Here is a 23,087-nt window from a genome sequence, read left to right as displayed (position 1 = left end):
GTTTAGGAACTCCAATTGAATGAGCAAAACTACCCATTACTCCTACTAAATTTGGTCCTGCAACTGCACCAAAAGTCGTCATTACCATCGTAATACTAACAGCCGTTGCTCTCTGCTTCTTATCTGCTAAATCTGTACCTGCATAACGAGCTTGTAGATTCGTAGCTGTACCGGCACCATATATGAGTAAAGAAATAAGTAAAAGAATAATGCTATTTGTTAAAGCTGCCATTACAACACCAATTGCTCCAAATCCACCTACTATAAACCCTGTTGCAAGACCTATCCGGCGTCCATATCGTTGCGAAAGCTTCCCTACTATGAAAGCTGCTAATGCCGATCCTAATGTAAACATAGCAGTTGGTAATCCTGCAAACGCATCTGTTCCAAGCATTTGCTGCGCAAGAAGTGCTCCCACCGTAATACCAGCAGCTAGTCCTGCACCGCCAAACATTTGTGAAATGCTGACGATTATTAACGTTCGTTTGTATAGTTTTTGTTGCTCTTCTTCTGTGTACACATGATTATCTATTAAAGCCCCTGCCTTATCTAGCAATTCCCCATCCTCCTTTTAAAATTAATCCCTCTTGTTAATGTACTATGTATAACGTTACATATTCAATGGCATTTTCCATTCCTTCCTTTCATTCTAAAAAACTTTCTAATCATACTCGACTTATCCCATGCTATATTAAAAATACTACTATTCACAATATGCAAGGAGAAAACAATGAAAAAAACAGTAGAATTATGTGAAGCTTGCAAACATGATCCAGTATATAAAATAGAAGAATCCGATCAAGCAAATCAACCTTATAAATTATGTAACCAATGTCATGAGCGTCTTATTTCGTTATCTTTACATCCTAAAGAATGGTACCACCTTGTAATGATTCACTCACCTTATAAATATTATTTGCATGATAGTTTTTATGAAGAAGATGGTAAAGCGAAGCAACCAAAATTAGAGATGAATGAGCACAAACTTACACCCGTGCCCACTTTAGAAGAAGTTCGCTCTAGTTTAGAGGAATTACTTGATTACACCATGACTAGATGGTTTCTTCAAGAAGCAGAAATTGAAGCTCTTAATAGGTACGATCAAAACGAAGTACTAGATGCTGTTATAAACCGCTTTTCAAACACAATGAATGGTGTAATTAAAACTAGATTACTTGAGATTGTTATATGTATACTAGGAGAATTCGCCTCAGATTGGATAAAAAAACTGTGGAAGGCATTTGATGAAGATTTACTTGCACCTCTTTCTCACGCTGCAGCTTATTGTTTACCATTTGAAGAAGCCTTTCCTTTAGTAATAGAAAGGCTAAAAACAGTATTAAAAAGTGAGCTTCCGACCACTTCCTTCATTTGTCTGCATTCTTTTCAATCATCAGAAACATTAGATTGGATAGAGGAACATACAGTATCATTTCATAACGATTGGGCGCGATTAGCTGCAGTATCACAACTAACTTGGAGACGAATTAAGTCTTGGCTAACAAAAGGACACCCTTTAAGTTTAATAGCACTTGATGCAATGGTTAGCTGTATACCTGCAAATGAAGATGTACTACATGAAATGGATCCAAAAATTTTATTAGCAGATCCGTCAGAAATAAAGTCAACCTTAATAGCTTACAAACAAAGAGACAATGTTCCAACTGTCAAAAGAAGTGTTGAAACTATTTTAGAAAACAAGACAGAAATATTTCAATACATGAATCCTTTACAAATATCTATCAAAAAGAAACCACAAAACTTTTTAGTTATGGATGGCACAGTACAAATCCATGAAAACAGACTGGATGAATACGTAGACTTCATTAATACAAACAACTTTACTGATGTTTACATTAATGATCTTAGGTATAGTTTGCACCATATTAATTTTCTTGAACACTGCCCGCAAATTGAAAGCTTACACATTAGTAGTATATATATTACTGATTATTCATCCCTATATAAATTAAAAAACTTAAAATCTTTATCACTAGAAGAACCACAAGTTCCACTAAACTTAACAGAGCTAGAAAGCTTTACAAATTTAGAGGAACTTCACATAAAGTGTAATAAAAACATTAAAGGCTTCGAATCTTGTCCTAACTTAAAAGAACTATACATTTGGAAATACAAACCGAAACAAAAGAACCTTGAAGAATTAATGTCTTTACAAAAAATTGAAAAACTAAGCATTACACAAGGGAACATTAATTCATTAAAAGGATGTAGGTCATTACCTAAATTAAAGCATTTAGAACTCAATTATTTAAGAAATTTAGAGCATATTGATGAAATTGAAAACAATGCTTCAACTTTAAAACACATCGAATTCGACCATTGCAGTAAGCTTAAAAACCACGAATATTTGCGCTATTTAACGGAATTAGAAACTCTCATCTTATCAAGTTGTGGTAACATACGAAATCTACAATTCATTAAAGAACTACAAAAATTAAAACATTTAAGCTTCGTGGATTCTACAATTGTAGACGGAAATTTAGAATCTTGCGTCGGAATTGATTTTGTTGGTTTTAATAATAAAAGGCATTATAGTCATAAATTTAAAGAATTAAATCCAGATTTTTCATACTAACGTAAGGAAAACAGGCTAATAGCAGCCTGTTTTCCTTTACGCTTCTTCTACTATCCTTCCCTTTCTCTTTTTACTCAAAGCTTTCCCTTCCCAAAACAACAAACTTACGAAAGCACAAATTAAAATAATTGGCACACTTGCTTTATATAAATCTGTAAAACTCATAGCCATCTGATTCTTGGCATAATGATTCACATCATTTGAAAATGTGAGTACTTCTTTCTTTATACTTTCCTCTTGTTTTTCAACTTCTTTTGTCACTTGCCTCATAACTTCTTCTCTTTTTACATCTCTATATTCTACTGGAACTTTTCTTAATATTTCATCCGTCTTGTCGCGAATCAATTCTTCCTTTTTCTCTTTACTTAATCCCATTGTCATTGCATTTTGTTTCTTATTTATATTCGACTCTAAACTTTGATTCTCTATTTTTTCTTTAGTCATTTGTAAAATTTCAGTTTGCTCAGTACTATTCACATGAATAGTACGCACCTTTTCTTCTGCATAACGATATACTTTTTCTTTATTTACAGTTAAATTGTGAGTTAAGTTAGAGACAAATATTGCGACTGCCAATACAATTCCGACTTGTCGTAACATTGATACAACACTTTGAGAAGCAGTTAACAATTCTCCTTCAAACGAAGACGCACTTAAAACTGTAATTGGCCCCACTACTAAACCATATCCAACACCTAATATCATACATGGAATAATAATTTCTATATTTGTTGAATGAACATCAATCATTTGCAACCAATAGTAGGAAAGCCCCATAATAAGAAATCCTGACAAAATAATAGTTACTTTTCCGAGTTTTTTAATTAAAGTTGCTGCAACTGGTGAGACAAAAAATATCATTGCTGAAATAGGTGTCACTAAAAAAGCCGCTTCAATTTCCGTTCGACCTTGTAGTTTCGTCAAGAAAGTTGGAAGCAATACAGTAACTCCAATTAAAAATAAATTACTTAATATAACAACGATAGACGCTCCGACAAACATTCGATCTTGAAATAACTTTAAATTCACCATTGGATTATGAATCTTTCGTTCTACTAAAACAAATAGAATAAGAGAAATAGTGCTAATTGCATAACAAGACAAAGCAATATTACTTTGCCATCCCCATGTATTACCTTTTACTAATATGAGAGTAAATGAAAAAATTGCTGTGCTACTTAATAGTAGTCCTATCCAATCTATTTTTGAGATAATACGTTCTTCATTTTTTATTTGTAGCATGATGCAACATAACACGATTCCTATTATACAAACCGGAACATTAACGAAGAACACCCATCTCCATCCTAAATTTTGCGTAATAATTCCACCTATTACTGGTCCCATAGCAGCTGACAATCCTTGTGTTACTCCTAAAATCGCAAGCGCAACATGCCTTTTAGCTAATGGCATAGCTGATACACCAATTACCATACTTGTTGGAAATAAAATCGCTGCCCCAATACTTTGTATAAAACGAGAAAAAATAAGAAAATCACCTGTATTAGCAAAAGCGCAAAGTACCGATCCACCACCAAAAATCACCAGACCAAGAATATACATCTTTGCTTTTCCAAAGATATCAGCTATCCGCCCTAACGGAATGGCAAGTACTGCAATCGTCATTGTATAAACATTTAATACCCAAGACATCTTTTCTAACGAAGTATTTACACTCGATTGTATTGCCGGTAAAGCTATATTCATAATTGTCGTATCAATCATACAAAGAAAGATACCTAGACACATTAAAAAGACAATCTTAATACCCTTTGATTGCTCCATCTTTATATACCCCTTTATTTATTGTGAACGCGTTTTTCATTCTTCTGTTTTATTGTTTTCTTTCGCCTCTAACTCTTCTAATTTTTTCTTCAAAGTCTCCACTTGTGCACTATACGATGCAATACCTACATCTAGTGAAATTTCTTCGACGAAAGTAATACCTACTCTCCACTTTTCATATTTCAATCGAAGATCTGCAATGTACGCTTCTTTTCTTTCAATTTCATCTTTAATCCATTTTTTTATTGTTACATCATCACTATAGTTACCAAAATACATTCTCATTAAAAAATCCGAACGTAAAACATCCTTCTCTACAGGTGTCTGCATGTATTGATAAAATTCTTCACGCCCCTCATCTGTAATAAAGTACATTTTCTTATTCGGTTTTCCCTCTTGCATGACAACCTCTTTTTTTATTTTCCCTTCATTCTCCAATTGTCGTAACGTTGGATAAATCATTCCAAAACTTCCATCAAAAAAATGAGTAAATACGTCTTCAAACACAATTTTAATATCGTAACCAGACAATTCCTTTTCCATTAATAAACCTAAAACAACATCTCTTCCCTTCAAAGTAAAACCCCCACATAGTATATAATCAATAATCATATTAACAATGTTAATATGATTATTGATTATATACCTTATTCTGTTAATTGTAAAATGTTTCTAAATAAAAAAGCCCCATAATTTGGTTTCACCAATTCACAGGACCATTTTCTTTTTTACTCTTTAACACCTACATCTTGCAAAACTTCAATATCCTCTTTCATTTCATAATAATAAGAAGGCAATTCTATACCATGTTCTAAGAAATAATCCTCAATGAATGAAATAATGATTTTTAACGTTTTCACACGGGCATACAATTTATCGTTACTTTCAATAATATGCCACTTCGCATTTGGCTTACTTGTTTTTTCAAACATGTCTTCCATTGCTTCAACATATTCATCCCATTTTTCACGATTACGCCAATCTTCGTCTGTAATTTTCCATCTTTTCAAAGGATTTTTCTCTCTATCTTTAAATCTCTTTAACTGTTCCTCTTTACTTATATGGTAGAAGAACTTCCCTATTATGTAATAGTCATCTGTTAGTAGTTTTTCAAAATCATTAATCTCATCATATGCTCTCATCCACTCTTCCTTTGTAGCAAATCCTTCAACACGCTCAACTAACACACGACCGTACCATGAGCGATCAAAAATGGTGATTTGCCCGTACTGTGGAATTTTGCGCCAGAAACGTTGCAAATAATGGTAACGTTTTTCATGAGGTGCAGGTGCTCCAATTGGATTTACTTGGAACCCACGTGGGTCAAGATGTTCCGTCACCCGCTTAATTGCCCCACCTTTACCAGCCGCATCCCATCCTTCCATAACAAGCATAACCGCGATTTTTTCTTCTTTCAAAATTTGTTGTAATGCTAATAAGCGCCTTTGATATTTTTCGAGTTTCTTGTTGTACTTAGATTTTGATTCAATTTTTTTCGTTAAGTCTACTTTAGCAAGATGTCCATTTTCCATAAAACAAATCCCCCTTGTTGTATGACAATGTTATTTTAACATATTTTTGGAAATTTTTTCATATCCTAAAAAGCTGTGTAGAAACATCTCTACACAGCTTCCTTCTCTAATTTCACATATATAAGCACATTTAACTACATTAAAATAAATAATTTATACGGAACTCTTAGGATATTCTTTTTATTAAAACGTAAAAATAGCCCTTTTAAAAAGGGCGGCAATCTAAGTATAGAAAAAATAAATTTATTCTTTCTTACTACATACGTAATTATGCCAGCTATAAGAGTAGTGAATAAGATATTAATTCACTACTCACAATAACCACTTTACATTATATGGTATATTCACTCGTAAAAAGAAGATAATAACAAGTAAATTCATTAAAGAATGGGAGATCTCAAAAAATGAAACGAAAAATATTAACTCTCTTTACGCTTATATGTTTAGCACTACCAATGCAAGCTAGTGCTTACACATTTCAGTCACTACCGATTGCATCAAAGTCTAAACAATGGTATGTCGAAATTGATAAATCTCATAACTCAAACAAGCAAGCAATCCAGCCGAAACAAGGTGTATTTGATACGTATAGTTTACTCGTAAAAAACATCGGTCATGATGTATCAAACGTATCCGTGGAAATACTTGATAACAATCCTACCTCTAAGGCTACCTTTAAACCTACTACACCTAATGAAAATATTTCTAAAAGTCATACAAGCTTTGACTACATGGTATTCCCATTAGACTTTAATAGTCATAATTTTAAAGTTGTGATCACTTGGGAAGAAAAGAATTTCTCTTATAACGGCCATCCGGTAAATGAAGGTAAAAAAATGAAACAAACATTTGTATTTAATGAAGAATAAGTCCTAATTTCTTTAGGGCTTATTCTTCTTTTTTGAAACCTGCTTGTATCGCTTCCATCACTTCTTTTGTGATTTCCAATTCTGTTGCTTCCATACTAATTTTTTTGTGCCAAATATGTATGGAAGGTTTTTCATTACAAAGATGTTTTATTAATACTAGTTGATTATATGCTAAGTTATTTTCTATTTGGGTAGAGATATAGACTGTAAAATTTTTTGCTTCAAAGACCTTTTCTTCCAAAATGTATTTACTCTCTAATTGCCTTGTTACTATATCTTTCAAGTTTTCTATAGTCATGCATATCGCCCTCTTTTCCCATATAATCAATCAAATCGACGAATACTCGGTACAGACAATGCGATTCCAATTGTTAAAATTACTAAACTAGCTAGTGTTATAATAGTTATCTCGCCACCTATGACAGTAGCTAACCAGCCTACAACTACGTACCCTAATGGTAATAAAGCAAAAGAACCCAACATATCAAGGCTTGCCACTCTTCCGAACGCTTCTTCTGGTACAAGCTCCTGTAAACTCGTTTCCCAAATGAGTCCAAATATCATCATGCCGAATCCTTCAATTGCCATTAAGAATATTAAAGCAGGTGCCCAAGAAATGAATGGCATAATTAATAAAGCAATCCCACTAATTAAAACACCTCCATAAGCCAGTAATCCTCTCTTCTGCCACCGCTCTTTCCCACCAAATATTAATGCAGCAATTACAGCTCCACCACCAGAAAAGGCCATGCCAAGTCCATACACGTAAGCTTCAAAATTATGATGAACATTAAATAACCATGGAATTAATACGACGATAATGCCGGCATAACAAATATTTATAAAAGAAAAGACTAAAATTGTAATCCATAGCCAAGGATGACTTTTTAAAACGAAAACACCTGCCATAAACTCTTGTTTGTAATCAATGTTACTCTTTTCAATAGACTTTACTTTTTTAAACTTAATTTCTTTTAAAAATAATAAACATAAAAATGATAATAAGTACGTTACTGCATCTAGTCCGAAGCCTATCCCTGCAGACGCAACCGATACGATTAATCCACCAAGTGCTGGTCCAATTAATCGTATACCTTGATTACTCATTTGAGTGAGTGCGTTAGCTGCATTACGAATTTCAGGAACAAATACTTTCGCTCTTACAGCAGCATATGCTGGTTGGAATATCCCTTCCATAAGTCCGTATAAGGCAACGAGAATATATAAAATTGTAATTGTTAATAAATCCATAAATACAAGCGATGCAAGTAATAGCATTAATATACAGCGGATTATATCCGTAAATAACATTAATTTAACCCGATCAATTCGGTCTACAACTAAACCCGCAAACGGTAAGGCAAGAATATTAGGTAGCATGTACATTGCCATCGTCATCCCCATTACAACTGTTGAACCAGTTAATGAATACACAACAACTGGGAGTATGACCATAGTTATCGAACTACCTAAGACCGAGAGTAATTGTCCAATCCATAAAAACTTAAAGTGCGTTGATACTTTAACCGGTAATAATAATTTACCAACATAACCCAAACTTTTCTCCTTTTGTATTTCTCCTTGCATGTCTCTCCCCTCTTTTCGAATGACTATAGAATTTATAATATATAACTGAAAATTTATAACATTCCATTTCTAATTATATAAGAAACAATTATGTTATGGTAAAATTATCAAAAAAATATAAAGGAGAATACATCATTATGCCTCCAAATTCACATAACATCGAACATCAGATCTATACAATGTGTATGATCCAACGTAACAATGAAATTTTACTCATAAAACGCCCCAGCCATCGAGGTTTCCCTGGCTACATCGCTCCTGGCGGCAAAGTAGATTTCCCCGAAAGTATCGTTCAAGCCGCTATAAGAGAAGTAAAAGAAGAAACTGGATTACTTGTTTCCAATTTAACTTTTAAAGGATTAGATGAATATGTCAATCCGAAAGGTAATGTTCGATATATGGTATTTAACTATTGGACAGACTCATTTGAAGGTGAACTTCTTTTGAATCCTCCTGAGGGTGAATTATTATGGATACCAATCGATACAGCACTAAAGCTACCTATGCAAACTTGGTTTAAAGAAAGATTCCCATTATTTTTTGAAACAGGCACTTTTGAAATTCAACGTGTTCGGGATAATGAGCTAAATAAACAAATTTCTATGACAATTACCCATACATAAAAAAGCTTGGAAACCCATCCAAGCCTTTCTTACTTCTGTGCAATTTTTTCAATCTTATAATGAATATGTAAAAATTCAAGTCCAAATAGCCACATGCTATGATGAGCTGTTAACATTTTATCCTTACCCTCTGTAATGATGAAAGTCTCTGCTAACGGTAAACGGATTGTTAAGAACCGAGTATGTAAATAAATCCCCTCATCTCCCTGGCCATTTTCTCTTAACTTACTAGTAATGATTAAATCATGATTATCATTACATAGCCTCAAAATACCAGTCATATTCGAATAAGGTAAAGGCAAGGCGATATTCATATATGTCTCATCCTTATCTGTATGCTTTGAATAAAGAGCTACAAAAATAGATTCACCTGCTTCATTTTTCCTTAGCCAAGCCCTTACATTCTCTCTTCCATCTTCCTCATCCATTACACCAATGATAGAGCCATGCATCGTTTCCCACTTGTCGCCCATTCCTAAATGTATTTGTCCTACATGCTTGCTCATTTTCTCATAACAAAATGCAAATAGGCGGAACCAACGAGCCCATTTAATATTTGATTGCAACTCATACTCTGTTGTATTTTCATAAAAACGAATAATACTTAAAGGTACCTTCGTCACGTCAAATGACTCACTATGAAAATCAGTTATTTGATCAACTAAACCGTTGTATTCCTTACTGCCTACTAAATTGCCGCTATATAAAAAAGCCTCACCAATTGCCACACTTCCTCTTAATTTACTCATTGGTTTCCCATAGTATTTATAATTCGGAACACTCTTTTCGATCATCCAGCCGACAAATGCCGGTAACGCTACTCCAATTCCGTTGACAACACCGTGAATCCAAACCATTTGAGCAATTGTAATCGTCATTACATGCTTCAAATTCCCGTATGAGTATATAAGTGAGAACATAATTGTAACCATGAGTGTACTAGACGAAACGATTAAAAGAATCTTTGCACTGATAGCATTAAATTTTGCTCTCCAAACGTAAAATCCATATCCATAAATCGCACATAAATATAGGAGCACTGCAAAAAATTCAAATATTCTCGAGTATGTAATTCCTATTGCAACTGTCATAGGTGAAATCATGATTATAAACATAATAGCATCATATACTTTACTTCTCTTTTCTCTTTTTCTCCCTATTAAACCAGCTGATAATGGCAATAGAAACGCCGAATAATGAAAATGCGCTGCTGTGAGTAAAACAATGTCAGAGCTAAAATGCATAATTGAAAGTTTTGCTACTGAAGCAAAAAACCAAAAACCACCTAAAAACAAATAAATAAACGCACTATCTATGGCGATCTCTTCTAACGGCTTCCATCCTCTTTCTAGCAATCTACTTACACCAAATAACGCAACAATTCCTGTATATACAAACCAAATTAGCGCAAATACATAGTGATTTGTGATGAAAGCTAGCATTGCACAAATTGCTGCGATTGGATATAAAAACGATACGAATTTATAAAATAATAAATACGATCCATCTCTTTTTCTTTTATCAATAATACAAAGTGACATTGGTATAAATAATAAAACAGATAATAATATAATTGCTTCAACAGGATTTATATTCGACCACTCATATATTAGAAAAACAACATAACAAGCAAGCCCAAATATTATATTTTTCATATCGTTTATTTCCTTTCCACAAATGTTCCCTTATATGAAAAAAGCGAGCCAATTAACGGGTTTCGTACTTGTACGTGAATTCGAAAACACTGTAGTGTTGCATCATAACTTTCAACAATTTTTGCCTCACCATACAAAAATTTTGGTAACGGAATTTTTCTTCCAAACATATAAAACCATTGTTTCTTTGAAGAAATATGCATTGCACCTAACTCATCGATATGAAAATGCAGTGTAGAAACGAGTAAATGTGGTTCGCCAAAATAATCTACAATTTCATTTTCTTTTTCATCCAATTGCATAACTGCATTAAAATATCTTTTCTTATTATGAAAATAAAAAGTACGATTCCACCTTACTAATTCTTGTCCATATTCATCTCGCTCAGCTGTATTTTGTATCGTAAATGGAATTTCCTCTCCTCGTTCTGAGAAAAACATTCGAAACTTCGATGCAATTTTTAATATGAATTTTACGAAAAAAGAACCACCGTAAATTTCATCCATCTTTCCTTCCCCTGTAAAACTATTTTCTTCTGTAATCGCATAACGCTTCTGCAATTCAGGATGAAGATTTTTATAGATATCCCCTAATAATCGTTCATACATATTAGCCATACACTTATCCCTTTCTCGTCCTCTTGCAATTTTTCGCGCTTGGTAAATCGAAACTATTTATATAACCGACAATTGATAACCCCATTAGAAGAACATTTAATGTAATCGGATTAAACGGCCCTGTAAAGCTTGCAATATTCGTAAATCCTGCCGCTAATGTTAAAACTAGTAATACAATAATATGCAGTATAAATAATTTTCGTTTTGTTAGTGGCAACAGCCATACGACACCGAAAATTATTTCTAACACCCCAATTATTTTAAGTATATATACACTATTTTCATTTGAACCGATTAATACAGAAAGCATCTTTACTTCTTCTGAATGAGTAAACAGTAGTTTTGGCACTATCCCTTGATATATCCATACAAAAGCAAACAAAAAACATACGAGCCAATACGTCATTGTTCTTCTAATTAGTAACCTAGGATGAAGCCCCTTTTCTAACCATAATTTTAAGGCATCAAAACTCCAAGCAGTCGCCCAACCTAATAACGGACGAAAAATATAGGAATCTATCACATTTCCTATACGACCAAATCTTGTATCATAATCATATTGTGTCTCAAAATGGATGTATTCTTTATTCGGCGTATACTTCCAATAACCACGTCCTATTTGAATAAGAGATAATGTATTATCCGTCCAAAATTTTAAAGAAGAAATTCTTTCACCAGTTTCTTTTCTTATTTCACCTATTGATTCCCCTTCTCCAGCTATTTCAAGCCCAAATCCAATCTTTGTTTTATACAAAAACTTCTGTGGTTCTCCTTCTTTTTTCTCTAAATACGAAATTTCAGTAAAGCGAGCATCCCACTCTGTATGTATATCTGGTTCTTGCGTATATTCCCATAATTTTCCCATCGTCGTGTTCATTTTTGTCGCAACATAAATAGGCTGTTTCCTTTTCATTCTCCCACCTCCTATGCACCATAAGTTTAATGTACATGCAATGAATTTATTTTGCTACATTTTTCACAAACTTCCTCAGAAAAAAGAAAGAATTTTTAAAATATATATAAAACACTTGATTCCCCGAAAAATTTAAATTATTATAAAACAAATGTTACCAACAACTTCATAAATCAAACACTCTCGCCTAAAACGTGAGATAGAGGTTGCGATACTTATGAGTATTCTAATGGAGACACAGAGATGTCTATGAACTTAGATGAAAGGAAGTATTGCCGAAATTGATAAGTTTCTCTGCATTTATCAATTGGGGCTGTTTTCGAATAGAAACAGAACTGTCATATGTACAGACGTGTACGTATGAAGAGCTATCTACAAAAAAGAGATATCATTTTTTATGATATTCCTTTTTTGGCGGTTTTTTTATTAGCTCCGTTTTCTGTTTCCCTTTTCCTGTAACAGCACCATCCTCACTTATTTGAGATGGTGTTTTTTGTTTGTCTTTATGGTAACTACAGGAGTATTGGGATTTATATATTTCCTAATCTATTCTTAAAAATAGACGAAAGAAGGAATTTGTAATGGAAACAATTGTTCAAAAATTTGGTGGCACTTCTGTCGGAAGCGTCGAGCGCATTCAACATGTAGCAAATTTAATTATTGAAGAATATGAACGAGGTCATAGCGTTGTCTCTGTCGTTTCAGCAATGGGAAAAAGCACGGATGAACTTGTCGCACTCGCTAACGCAATTACAGAAAATCCAAGTAAACGCGAAATGGATATGCTTCTATCGACAGGAGAGCAAGTAACTATTTCATTATTAACGATGGCACTACAAGCAAAAGGGTATAACGCGATTTCATTAACAGGATGGCAAGCTGGTATTACGACAGAATCTGTACATAGTAGTGCACGGATTACTGAAATTAATACAGATCGAATTCAGTCTTATCTTACTAAAGGCACGATTGTTATTGTAGCTGGTTTCCAAGGTATAAGTGTAGAAAATGAAATTACAACGCTTGGCCGTGGTGGCTCTGATACGACTGCTGTCGCACTAGCCGCTGCACTTAAAGCAAAAAAATGTGATATTTATACGGATGTGACAGGCGTATATACAACGGACCCACGAGTTGTAAAAGACGCTTACAAATTAGACGAAATTTCTTATGACGAAATGTTAGAGCTTGCTAATCTCGGTGCTGGCGTATTACACCCGCGCGCTGTTGAGTTTGCTAAAAATCATAACGTAGTTTTAGAAGTTCGCTCAAGTATGGAACAAGAAAACGGAACAATTGTAAAAGGAGAATGTAACATGGAACAACAATCAATCGTTAAAGGTATTGCATTTGAGGATAACATTACACGTGTCACAATTAAAGGACTAGAACAAGGCTCGCTTTCAACAGTTTTCTCTACATTAGCAGCAGCACACATTAATGTAGATATCATCATTCAAAGTATTACAAATGAAGGAACTGTACATCTCTCTTTCTCCATTCACTCGAATGATTTAAGAGAAACTTTAAAAGTTTTGGAACAAAATCAAGAAACTCTTCACTACGAATCTGTAGAACATGAAAATCACTTAGCAAAAGTATCAATCGTAGGATCTGGCATGGTATCTAACCCTGGTGTCGCTGCAAATATGTTTACTACTTTAAAAGAAGAAGATATTCATATTAAAATGGTAAGTACATCAGAAATTAAAGTGTCTGTCGTTATTGACCGCCTTCATTTAGTAACAGGTGTTGAGGCACTGCATCAATCATTTATGGCGAAAATTGAGCCTTTAGTGCAAATGAGCTAATTTGATATGCTCAGTAACACTTATAAATAAATCATATTAATCTACTTCCTTCCTATTAAATAAAGGCTGTTCGTTAACAAGATGCTATATGACATATAAAAAAACACCTTGTCAATTTTTCCTATACTGTGACAAGGTGTTTTTGACTGAAAGGAATTTGTAACTACTTAGTAGTATAATTATGAGGATGATTAAATAATGAACTTTTATACATAAGGAGATAAGACTATGGCAAAAAACAAATTACTACGAATGGACAATGTCAGCATCGTTGTAGAATCTCTTGATAACGCAATCTCTTTCTTTGAGGAGATTGGCTTGAATCTCGAAGGTCGAGCCAATGTCGAAGGTGAATGGGCTGGTCGCGTAACTGGACTCGGTTCTCAGTGCGTAGAGATCGCTATGATGGTCACTCCAGATGGCCACAACCGAATTGAACTTTCGCGATTTCTCACCCCTCCTACTATAGCAGATCACCGAAAAGCTCCTGTAAACGCCCTCGGTTATCTACGCGTCATGTTTACCGTTCAAGATATTGACGAAATGGTATCGAGACTCACTAAGCATGGTGCAGAGCTCGTTGGCGAAGTAGTTCAGTACGAGAACTCGTATCGTCTCTGCTACATTCGTGGAGTCGAAGGAATTTTAATCGGTTTAGCGGAAGAACTCGGTAATAAATAAGCAAGTGACGTTTTATAAAAAGGCACTATCATTGAATAAAACGTAGACTCTTAAGCGATTTTATTATTATATTTTGAACCCCGTCCTTGCTTTAGAACGGGGTTATGCTTGTTTGAGCTTTTAAAATTAAATAACTTTATTATCATTTTACATATAGGTTTCAAGGATCTACCCAAATAGCTTTCATATTACCGATATCCCAAAATCATTATAATACAATGAAAATATTCGTTATACCCTTTCCTAGGAAATATAACTAACTCTTCTCACTTTTTATCACATATATCTTTTCGCTCTTTCTCTTGAAAAAACGATCTATATTCATTCAAAATAACTTTCTTCACATTCGAATAAAAAACCATCATGAATAGTGCAACTCCTAATACAAATACTTGTATTCCTTCATAATCAATGAATGCACTCATAATTAGCAATCCAAACCCAATATAAAAACCAAAATCATTCTCTTTCTCAAAATCCTCATCTTCTTCATCAATATGTATTTTTTCTTTAATATTCTGTTTCCCTTTTATTAACTCATCAAGCGTAACATTGTACATTTCGCTTAGTAAAATTAGATTATCAATATCAGGATAACTTTTATCATTTTCCCATTTGTACACTGCTTGCCTCGTCACACCAATCTTTTTAGCAACATCCTCTTGCGAAAACCCCTTTGATTCTCGTAGTTTTTTTAGCTGCTCTCCTATGCTCATAACGTCCCCTCCTTTAACAAATTATTACATAAAAAGAGATATAAATGAAAGAAACCATTAGTAAAACTCTCTGTAAACCATTCGTTTACACAATTAAAAAAAGAGGGAATAGCTCTATATTTAAGCTATTCCCTCACTTCTATTAAAACAGATGAATGTTTTCTTTTTTACAAGCTGCACGTAAATCGTCAGGCCATACAGAAGATTGAACTTCACCGATATGTGCTTTACGTAAGAAGTACATGCACATTCTTGATTGTCCAATGCCACCGCCGATTGTTAATGGTAGTACGTCTTCTAATATACCTTTATGGAAATCATACTCACGTTTGAAGTCTTCACCAGTTTTCGTTAACTGCTCATCAAGCGATTTACTATCAACACGAATTCCCATTGATGATAACTCAAATGAAGATTGTAGTACTGGGTGCCAGAATAAAATGTCACCGTTTAATTTCCAATCGTCATAATCAGCTGCGCGTCCGTCATGCTTTTCACCTGAACGAAGTGCATCACCAATTCCGATAATGAAGACTGCACCGTGTTCTTTTGCAATTGCGTGTTCACGATCTTTCGGTGTTAATTCTGGATATTTATCTTCTAGTTCTTGGGAAGTAATGAAAACAATCTCTTCTGGTAAATACTTTCCAAGGAACGGATATTTTTCAAATAAATGATCTTCTAAATCTTTGAATATTCCATAAATTGTTTGTACTGTTTTTTGTAAGTATTCAACAGTACGCCATTCTTTTTGAACGATTTTTTCCCAATCCCATTGGTCAACATAAATGGAATGCGTTGCATCAAGTTCTTCATCACGACGAATCGCGTTCATGTTTGTATATAAACCTTCACCAGCTTCATATCCGTATTCATGTAATGCAAATCGTTTCCATTTCGCTAGTGAATGAACAATTTCTAATTCTTCTCCTGAATGTAACATATCAAATTCAATTGGACGTTCTACACCGTTTAGGTGATCGTTTAATCCTGATTTTTTCGTTACGAATAATGGTGCAGATACGCGGAATAGTTCAAGGCGTTTTGCTAATTGGTCCTCGAAGAATGTTTTAACTTCCTTAATTGCGATTTGAGTCTCTCTTACTGTCATTAATGATTGATACATGGTGGTTTCCTCCTAAAATGTTTGGATGTTGTGAAAAGAAGCCAACAAAAAAAGCCCTTCTTTCCCAAAAAACTGGGACGAAAGGCTTTGGTTCCGCGGTACCACCCAAATTAGCAACAGAGGTTGCTCACTTATACAATACGGAGATGAAATATCTCGATACTGTTCTTCTTGTAACGGCGAAGTTCCCGGCTAAGTCTACTTTCCTATAAAGGATTTCGGTTAGCAACTCCAGGAGGTTCTTCATAATAGGCTTCGTATCAGGCTCACACCACCCCTGACTCGCTTAAACTACGTCCTACTACTACTCGTCCTTTCATAGTCGTTTTGTTGTCACATCTCTGAAACATTTTATTAATGATTATTCTATACAAAAAATAAAGAAAGTCAACAAAAAGTTTTAAAATGTTTTTCAATTCTTTATTTTACGGCTTTATTGATTGTTGTTAATTTAACATCTTTACTTTTTCTGCCTCGTCAATCCAAAAAATGTTTCACTGACCGAAACTAACGTATACACAACAATTAATGTGATCGTTCGGAATATAGAATCTGCAGTATTTCTTATTATTTTCATTTTCTTTATAATTCCTTTCAGTTTACTTGCAAATTCATGTTATACTATAGCATTCAAGCAGTTTATTTTTACTTAAAGCAATCATAGTCATTTATAAAGAGTATTTTCTAAATCATTGACTATTATCAAATAAGATTTTTATATAACGGAGTGATCATATGAGTAAAACGAAAGCAAAACCGAAAAAAGGTGTAGGACAAGGTACAGGAAGTAAAGGATGGAACCGTTGGCAATCAAGTGCAAAGAAAAAGGCAGCTGCCAAACCATACAAAAGTAAAGGTACAAAGAAGTAATTTAAATAACATTTGATTTCTTTACTTTGTACAAAACAAAATATAATTATTACAACAAAAAAGCTATGCCCTCATAAATTTGAAGGCATAGCTTTTTTACATTAAATCATTAAAATATCTCGAATTTCTTCCTCTGTGATTGAGGACAATTTCTCTTCTCCCGGCTCAATCACTTCAGCGATTAAATTTTTCTTACTTTCTTGCAGTTCATGCATTTTCTCCTCAATTGTTCCCTGAGCTACTAGCTTTATAACTTGCACTGTATTTTTTTGTCCCATTCGATACGCCCTATCGGCCGCTTGTTGTTCAACAGCTGGATTCCACCATAAATCATATAATATTACTGTATCTGCACCAGTTAAATTAAGTCCGGTACCACCAGCTTTTAAAGAAATGAGAAATAGATCTCCTTCTCCTTCGTTAAACCGATAGCACAGCTCTACACGATCCTGCGCTGGTGTACTCCCGTCTAAATAAAAGTATGGAATTGCTTGTCGATTTAACTCACGACCAATAATGGAAAGCATCTTCGTAAATTGAGAAAAAATTAATATTCTCTTCCCTGTACTTCTACATTCCTCTAAAATCTCTAACAGTTGTTCAAATTTAGCTGAACTTCCTTTGTAATCATCAACAAATAAAGCGGGATGACAACAAATTTGTCGCAATCTCGTTAAACCAGCTAAAATTCTAATTTTATTTTTACGTAACGTGTCTTTGTCTAAATGCTTTAACGTTTCTTCCCTTAACTTCGCTAAATAAGCAGCATAGAGACTCTTTTGATCGGGTAATAACTCCGATGATTGTAAGTGCTCTATTTTCTCTGGCAACTCATTTAATACGTCCCCTTTTAATCGTCTTAATACGAATGGTTTCACTCGCTTCGCTATATCTTCACGCCTTAAATCACCGAACTCTTTTCTTCCTGGTAATAATTCCGGGAAGACGACATGGAAGATAGACCATAGCTCTTCTAATGAATTTTCTACAGGTGTACCAGTTAGTCCGAAACGGTATTCAGCTTGAATTGTTTTCACAGCTCTTGCCGTTTGCGTTGTAGGGTTTTTAAACGCCTGTGCTTCATCAAGAAATAGTGTATGAAATGGTCTTGCATATAATCTTATATCTCTTCTCAGTAATGGATATGACGTGATTACGACATCAAATTCCGTTATATCTTTCAAAATTTTCCGGCGCTCTGCTTGGTTTCCATCTGCAATAACTGCTCTAATATGCGGGGCGAATTTTTTCAATTCACTAAACCAATTATAAACAAGAGATGATGGTGAAACGACTAATATTGGCAGTTTCTTTTCTCGAATCTCAGTCAAAACAGAATCTATAAAAGCAATGCTTTGCAACGTTTTTCCAAGTCCCATATCATCTGCTAAAATACCGCCAAAACGGTAATGAGCAAGTGTTTTCATCCATTCGAACCCATATACTTGATACTTTCTCATTTCTGCATTTAAAGTATTTGGCACAGCAAACTTTAATTTTTTCGGGTTTTGAATGTTTTCTACTAACTCTTGAACAGAATCATCCAAACTTAAAACATTGCCTTCATGAAGTCCGTTCATCCATTTTACACTTCGAATAAGCGGAACATTTACCTCTTCTCCATGTAAAAATTCTTTCCGAATACCTGATTCTTTTATAAACTGATTAATTTCATTATACTCTTTACTCTCTAGCGATAAAAACGAACCATTCGCCAATCGATAATATTTACGTTTCTCTTCAAGGGCCGCTAATACACCTTTAATTTCTGCTTCTGGTATTCCTTTTATATCAAAACGAAATGACAACCAATCAATTCTTTCTTTTCTTCTCACTCTAATAAGAGGAACTGCATTCCCTTTACTAATTCGCAATTTGATTGCTGTCGTCGCATAAATATCAACTAAACCTTTTAATGTTGGCACGACGTGATATAAAAAGTTATACTCAGCTTCTTCATTATGCATAAAGTAACCGCCTTCTGTTTTTGCAAAGGCACTTTCACTCATAATGTCTAAAATCTCTTTTTCTTTTTTCTCATCACGATTAAAAACAGACGGCTGTCCATCCTCTTCTAGCGGATTAATCATGACGTTCCCATAGTGAAATTCAAGACCTGCTAATAAGCGATTTTTCACGCGGTCTAAATACAATTTCGCTTTTAGCAAAGGTGTTTCAACACGATCCGATATTACTTCATCAATGTGTACAGTTCCGAGCTTCATTAATCCTGGTACAACTTTCTCGACGAAATGTTCCATCTTACTTTCTGGAATATAAAACTGATTACTATTTGAGCGACTCATCATCTTTTGTAATTCAATAAGTCGCATACAATCTTCAATGTGTAAGTGATATAATTTCCCACCATAAAGTGCATTGTTATACATATCCATAACTTGTACACGATTTAGACCATCTATATGAAGTGTAAATCCGCCATTATTTCCCTTCGTAAATTCAAAGTGTAACGGCAACAAACCTTTTGAAACTTGTAATCCCTGAAACAGTTGTTTATTTTGTTTCAGCTGTACATATTCAACTTTAGAAAGTGAAGAGAGCATATCTTTCCATGAAGCTGGTGGTATAAATATCATACTTTCATCTTGTTTCGCATGTACTTCTAGCGCATCCTCATACATTTTTTCGTTATGATACATTTTAATGAGCTGCTGAATAATTGCATCCGTTTCTTGTTTAAAACTATGTACATCTGGTGTATATGTAAATTCATTTGAACAATGAAAAGACTCTCTTTTCTCCACCTTAGAAAGAAATTCTCTAATATGATTTATGAAATACACCTTGGCAAGTTTCAATTGAATTCCAAGAAGAGCACCACCACTTCTCGTAGCTACTGGTGTACATATAAACTCAACATCTAATATTTCACGTGTATCAAAACGGTGTTGTTTACTTTTTGGCCTCAGTGGTTTGTCTGCAAACAGCTGAAACATACCACTTGTCAATTGATCATTTCTGTTACTAGTGGAGCTCATTCCACCTGTTTGTTGATTATAGTTTATTTGTATTAATACTGCTGCAACATGTTGACAGTACGTTTGAAAAGACGCTAATGAAGGACAACTACATTTTGCAACAACATCACCCTTTTTGGCTTTTGCTACTGTAACATGGAAATCCTCGTTCCCTTTTACTGTCGCCTCACAAATTTCTTTATTTTCATCGTAATGATCTATTATCACTTTATTTGATTTATAATAGGTTTCACCTCTATTATATGAGGTCTCTCCGCACACTTCTTTAATAATCGATTTATTCAATGTGAAACTCATCGCTTTGACACTTCCTTAATATAAAACCATTTTCTCTTACTTAACATTTTACATGCTCCACGAGAAAATATAAAATGTTGATTTAACAAAAAAAGATGCTTATTTATAAGCATCTTCTTCACTCTATCTCCATCAACCTCTTCGCCTCAAAATACAACACTTGAATAAACTTCTTCGTATTAATTCGCGTATGACCAGAAGATGCGAGTTCATCTTTCGTCATTTCTGTCATCCGTTTTCTAACTACGGTGAAATCGAAAAATTTTGGAGCATAGCTTTCAAATTTTGGATTTGAAAAGTCTGTTAGTCCTAAAGAAGCCAAATGATTTAACGACTGATAAATAGCTCGACGTACTCTTTGTTCAGACGCTTTTTTCTCTTTATCAATATCCGCACCTAAAGCTAGATCCCCTAATTTCCTTATCGTAATATGATGAAAAATTTCTTTTAACGCAGGAAAGCCAAACTCAAATGTCTGTGCCTTTTCTTGACCATATAAATATTCCAGCATACTAAGTAAATCTTTACTTCCATTCTCTCCCGCAATACCGAGTTCTGATAGTAAAAAGCGTCCTAAATCCCCTATCTTTTTTCCTTCTTGCACTGGTTCAGTACGCAATTGCGGTTTTTCCCACTGAAACACGTTATTCAATGATTTTTGAATATCATGTATAGAACGCTCCAATCTAATACGCTCCATCACTTTGCGTACAACAGATACAACTTCGATTTTATTTAATGGTTTTGTAATATAATATTCTACACCAAGTGTATATGCCTCACCTATAAGCTGCTTCGATTCCACTTGAGAAATCATAATGATTTTCCCCGTGAAAGTTGACGCAATGTGACGAACTGTTTCAATTCCGTCCCTCATCGGCATCAACAAATCAATAAATAAAATATCTACTTTTTTAAAATTTAGTTGATCCGCTTCAATAAAAGCTCCGTCATCCGCCTCACCAATTACTTCTCCAAGATCTCCATCTTCAATAATTTGCGAAAGCATCGAACGGAAAACTTCATCATCGTCTACGATATAATAAAACAAATCTATTCCCCTTCCCGCTTTAAACTACCCTCTGGTAAACAAACGATAAACTTACATCCTCTTTTATTTTCTCGGCCTTCTAATCTCACTTCTCCGCCTAGCTCTGTTACCATTTCATTTATGTAAGAAAGCCCAATACCAGTTGACGGTGTTCCCGTTTGATCATACTTGGAAGTAAATCCTGGCTTAAATACTAATTTCTTATACTTTTGTGCAATACCAGGTCCATCGTCAATTACTTCAAAAAATATATGTTGATCTCTTTTATATAGCTTAATAATAACGACACCTTTATCTTCAATTGCTTCAACTGCATTTGCAGCGAGGTTATTAAAAATTGATAGAACTGTATACACGTGGTATGCAGCATGCTCACCTTCTATATGTTTAGAAAAACGTATATCCTTTTCTAGCATTTCAGCATACTTCTCGTTTATTCTAACAATCATTTCTGCTAACTCATGTCCTTCTACATATTCAGCCACATTTTTATCTAATAACAGTTTAGATAACCCTGCAAATATCCTTTGATTATCCTTTTTTATTTCATGCACTTCCCCCGCTATTTTCAATGCTGTTTTACTACTTGAATCAGCGCTTACTTGTAAATTTCGATATAGTTGATATGCTTCTTGTGTAATTAACTCCGCATTTTGTAACGTCTTTTTCAAATGAACAGATTCCACATATAAATTAGAAAGATGCATTAACATATTTTCATTTTCTTTTCGAACTTGCGATTCTTTTAATTTCGTTTCATATAAATTCATCATATTTAAAAAACCAAGTGCAAAGAAACTACGAAAAATAGCAATAATAATAAGTTTATTCACTTCAGAAATCGTTATTGTTGTACCTAGTACTAACATGTGATAAAACGCAAGTTCTGACATACTTGCAACAATTTCAATTGAAATTCCAAGGCATCCAATAATGATTGGTTTCTGATGGAACTTATTTACCCTACAAAGCGAAAAAAAACTGCCATAAATAAAATAATAGAAGAACACAGGATAACGCAAATAAAATGATTCTGTCATATGAAATGAACCTTGCATGATCCAGTCAAGACATACTCGGAATAAGACTACAGATATACCAACAAGAATACCTGCAACTCCTGCTGGTACTCTTCTTAAAAATAATAATAAAAAGAAGAATAGCGGTGTACCGAAGCTAACTCGAAACGTATCATTAAAGGGATGAAAGTTCAGCTCCCCAGCAATCGGAACAACGACCATTAATATAATTAAAAGGGACATATCTTTCTTCCATAATTGATTCCAATTCAAAGGTGACACTTCCTATACTTTTTTCAGTAGTAAAAGTGAAAGCCCGCTTATTGTTATAAACGGGCTT

20 protein-coding genes, 1 riboswitch and 1 other annotated feature are annotated in these 23,087 nt (G+C 34.1%); of the genes, 6 read left to right on the top strand and 14 right to left on the bottom strand.

Translation table 11 applies throughout. From position 1 onward, the window contains the following. A partial coding sequence (locus H6481_RS19550) for an MFS transporter (RefSeq protein WP_182812883.1) occupies positions 1 to 556 on the bottom strand: 556 nt, incomplete at its 3' end. 174 nt (positions 557 to 730) lie between these two features. On the opposite strand from H6481_RS19550, the gene H6481_RS19545 reads away from it, so the two are divergent. After that, the gene (locus H6481_RS19545) at positions 731 to 2,596 is read left to right on the top strand and encodes a hypothetical protein (RefSeq protein WP_182812881.1); all 1,866 of its coding nucleotides are present in this window, start codon (positions 731 to 733) and stop codon (positions 2,594 to 2,596) included. A gap of 36 nt (positions 2,597 to 2,632) precedes the next feature. On the opposite strand, the gene H6481_RS19540 is transcribed toward H6481_RS19545, so the two are convergent. From H6481_RS19540 to H6481_RS19530, 3 genes are all read right to left on the bottom strand, one after another. Then, positions 2,633 to 4,381 (bottom strand): MDR family MFS transporter, encoded by a 1,749-nt coding sequence (locus H6481_RS19540; protein ID WP_182812879.1) that lies wholly within the window; start codon positions 4,379 to 4,381, stop codon positions 2,633 to 2,635. A 36-nt stretch (positions 4,382 to 4,417) separates the two neighbouring features. Further along, positions 4,418 to 4,957 carry a PadR family transcriptional regulator gene (locus tag H6481_RS19535; RefSeq protein WP_000678333.1) on the bottom strand — a complete coding sequence of 180 codons (540 nt, stop codon included), beginning with the start codon at positions 4,955 to 4,957 and terminating at the stop codon, positions 4,418 to 4,420. A gap of 152 nt (positions 4,958 to 5,109) precedes the next feature. Continuing rightward, on the bottom strand, positions 5,110 to 5,913 hold the full coding sequence (locus tag H6481_RS19530) for a UDP-galactose-lipid carrier transferase (protein ID WP_182812877.1): 804 nt from the start codon (positions 5,911 to 5,913) through the stop codon (positions 5,110 to 5,112). Between the two features lie 404 nt (positions 5,914 to 6,317). Between H6481_RS19530 and H6481_RS19525 the strand changes: the two genes are divergently transcribed. Next, positions 6,318 to 6,782 carry a hypothetical protein gene (locus H6481_RS19525; RefSeq protein ID WP_000823337.1) on the top strand — a complete coding sequence of 155 codons (465 nt, stop codon included), beginning with the start codon at positions 6,318 to 6,320 and terminating at the stop codon, positions 6,780 to 6,782. Between the two features lie 19 nt (positions 6,783 to 6,801). Here the strand turns inward: H6481_RS19525 and H6481_RS19520 are convergent, their stop codons facing one another. After that, a complete protein-coding gene (locus H6481_RS19520; protein ID WP_069355389.1) occupies positions 6,802 to 7,080 on the bottom strand; it encodes a hypothetical protein in 279 nt (92 codons plus the stop codon). Positions 7,081 to 7,106: 26 nt separating this feature from the next. Next, positions 7,107 to 8,369, bottom strand: a complete 1,263-nt coding sequence (locus H6481_RS19515) for an MFS transporter (protein WP_182812876.1) — start codon at positions 8,367 to 8,369, stop codon at positions 7,107 to 7,109. A gap of 137 nt (positions 8,370 to 8,506) precedes the next feature. Here H6481_RS19515 and H6481_RS19510 point away from each other — a divergent pair, with 137 nt between their 5' ends. Then, positions 8,507 to 8,992: an 8-oxo-dGTP diphosphatase gene (locus tag H6481_RS19510; RefSeq protein ID WP_182812874.1), complete on the top strand. Its 486-nt coding sequence runs from the start codon at positions 8,507 to 8,509 to the stop codon at positions 8,990 to 8,992. A gap of 29 nt (positions 8,993 to 9,021) precedes the next feature. Here the strand turns inward: H6481_RS19510 and H6481_RS19505 are convergent, their stop codons facing one another. Genes H6481_RS19505 through H6481_RS19495 form a run of 3 tightly spaced genes read right to left on the bottom strand, consistent with a single transcriptional unit; the run spans position 9,022 to position 12,177 of the window. Next, positions 9,022 to 10,647 carry a YndJ family protein gene (locus H6481_RS19505; protein ID WP_182812872.1) on the bottom strand — a complete coding sequence of 542 codons (1,626 nt, stop codon included), beginning with the start codon at positions 10,645 to 10,647 and terminating at the stop codon, positions 9,022 to 9,024. A gap of 5 nt (positions 10,648 to 10,652) precedes the next feature. After that, positions 10,653 to 11,264 carry a DUF4166 domain-containing protein gene (locus tag H6481_RS19500; protein ID WP_078400940.1) on the bottom strand — a complete coding sequence of 204 codons (612 nt, stop codon included), beginning with the start codon at positions 11,262 to 11,264 and terminating at the stop codon, positions 10,653 to 10,655. A gap of 4 nt (positions 11,265 to 11,268) precedes the next feature. Continuing rightward, positions 11,269 to 12,177, bottom strand: a complete 909-nt coding sequence (locus H6481_RS19495) for a DoxX-like family protein (protein WP_182812870.1) — start codon at positions 12,175 to 12,177, stop codon at positions 11,269 to 11,271. A gap of 192 nt (positions 12,178 to 12,369) precedes the next feature. Then, a riboswitch (Lysine riboswitch) is annotated at positions 12,370 to 12,556 on the top strand. A 202-nt stretch (positions 12,557 to 12,758) separates the two neighbouring features. On the opposite strand from H6481_RS19495, the gene H6481_RS19490 reads away from it, so the two are divergent. Together H6481_RS19490 and H6481_RS19485 are read left to right on the top strand one after the other, a co-directional pair. Beyond that, positions 12,759 to 13,988, top strand: a complete 1,230-nt coding sequence (locus H6481_RS19490; protein ID WP_182812868.1) for an aspartate kinase — start codon at positions 12,759 to 12,761, stop codon at positions 13,986 to 13,988. Between the two features lie 228 nt (positions 13,989 to 14,216). Further along, on the top strand, positions 14,217 to 14,669 hold the full coding sequence (locus tag H6481_RS19485) for a VOC family protein (RefSeq protein ID WP_001107258.1): 453 nt from the start codon (positions 14,217 to 14,219) through the stop codon (positions 14,667 to 14,669). A 266-nt stretch (positions 14,670 to 14,935) separates the two neighbouring features. On the opposite strand, the gene H6481_RS19480 is transcribed toward H6481_RS19485, so the two are convergent. After that, positions 14,936 to 15,385 (bottom strand): helix-turn-helix transcriptional regulator, encoded by a 450-nt coding sequence (locus H6481_RS19480; protein WP_023521645.1) that lies wholly within the window; start codon positions 15,383 to 15,385, stop codon positions 14,936 to 14,938. A 142-nt stretch (positions 15,386 to 15,527) separates the two neighbouring features. After that, a complete protein-coding gene (asnA, locus tag H6481_RS19475; protein ID WP_098127355.1) occupies positions 15,528 to 16,511 on the bottom strand; it encodes an aspartate--ammonia ligase in 984 nt (327 codons plus the stop codon). A 70-nt stretch (positions 16,512 to 16,581) separates the two neighbouring features. After that, positions 16,582 to 16,840 (bottom strand) — a binding site (T-box leader). A gap of 406 nt (positions 16,841 to 17,246) precedes the next feature. On the opposite strand from asnA, the gene H6481_RS19470 reads away from it, so the two are divergent. Further along, on the top strand, positions 17,247 to 17,381 hold the full coding sequence (locus tag H6481_RS19470; RefSeq protein WP_000047588.1) for a DUF3934 domain-containing protein: 135 nt from the start codon (positions 17,247 to 17,249) through the stop codon (positions 17,379 to 17,381). 101 nt (positions 17,382 to 17,482) lie between these two features. Here H6481_RS19470 and H6481_RS19465 read toward each other — a convergent pair whose 3' ends face one another. From H6481_RS19465 to H6481_RS19455, 3 genes are all read right to left on the bottom strand, one after another. Continuing rightward, a complete protein-coding gene (locus H6481_RS19465) occupies positions 17,483 to 20,677 on the bottom strand; it encodes a DEAD/DEAH box helicase (protein WP_182812866.1) in 3,195 nt (1,064 codons plus the stop codon). Positions 20,678 to 20,795: 118 nt separating this feature from the next. Further along, complete coding sequence (locus H6481_RS19460; protein ID WP_006918521.1) at positions 20,796 to 21,728, bottom strand: response regulator; 933 nt, start codon at positions 21,726 to 21,728, stop codon at positions 20,796 to 20,798. A 2-nt stretch (positions 21,729 to 21,730) separates the two neighbouring features. Next, positions 21,731 to 23,029, bottom strand: coding sequence for a sensor histidine kinase (locus H6481_RS19455; protein WP_002195356.1), 1,299 nt, complete (start codon positions 23,027 to 23,029; stop codon positions 21,731 to 21,733). Between the last annotated feature and the right edge of the window lie 58 nt (positions 23,030 to 23,087).

The sequence above is a fragment of the Bacillus sp. ME78 genome (assembly GCF_903970865.1).
Classification (GTDB): domain Bacteria; phylum Bacillota; class Bacilli; order Bacillales; family Bacillaceae_G; genus Bacillus_A; species Bacillus_A cereus.
This window is presented reverse-complemented; position numbering and strand designations above follow the sequence as displayed.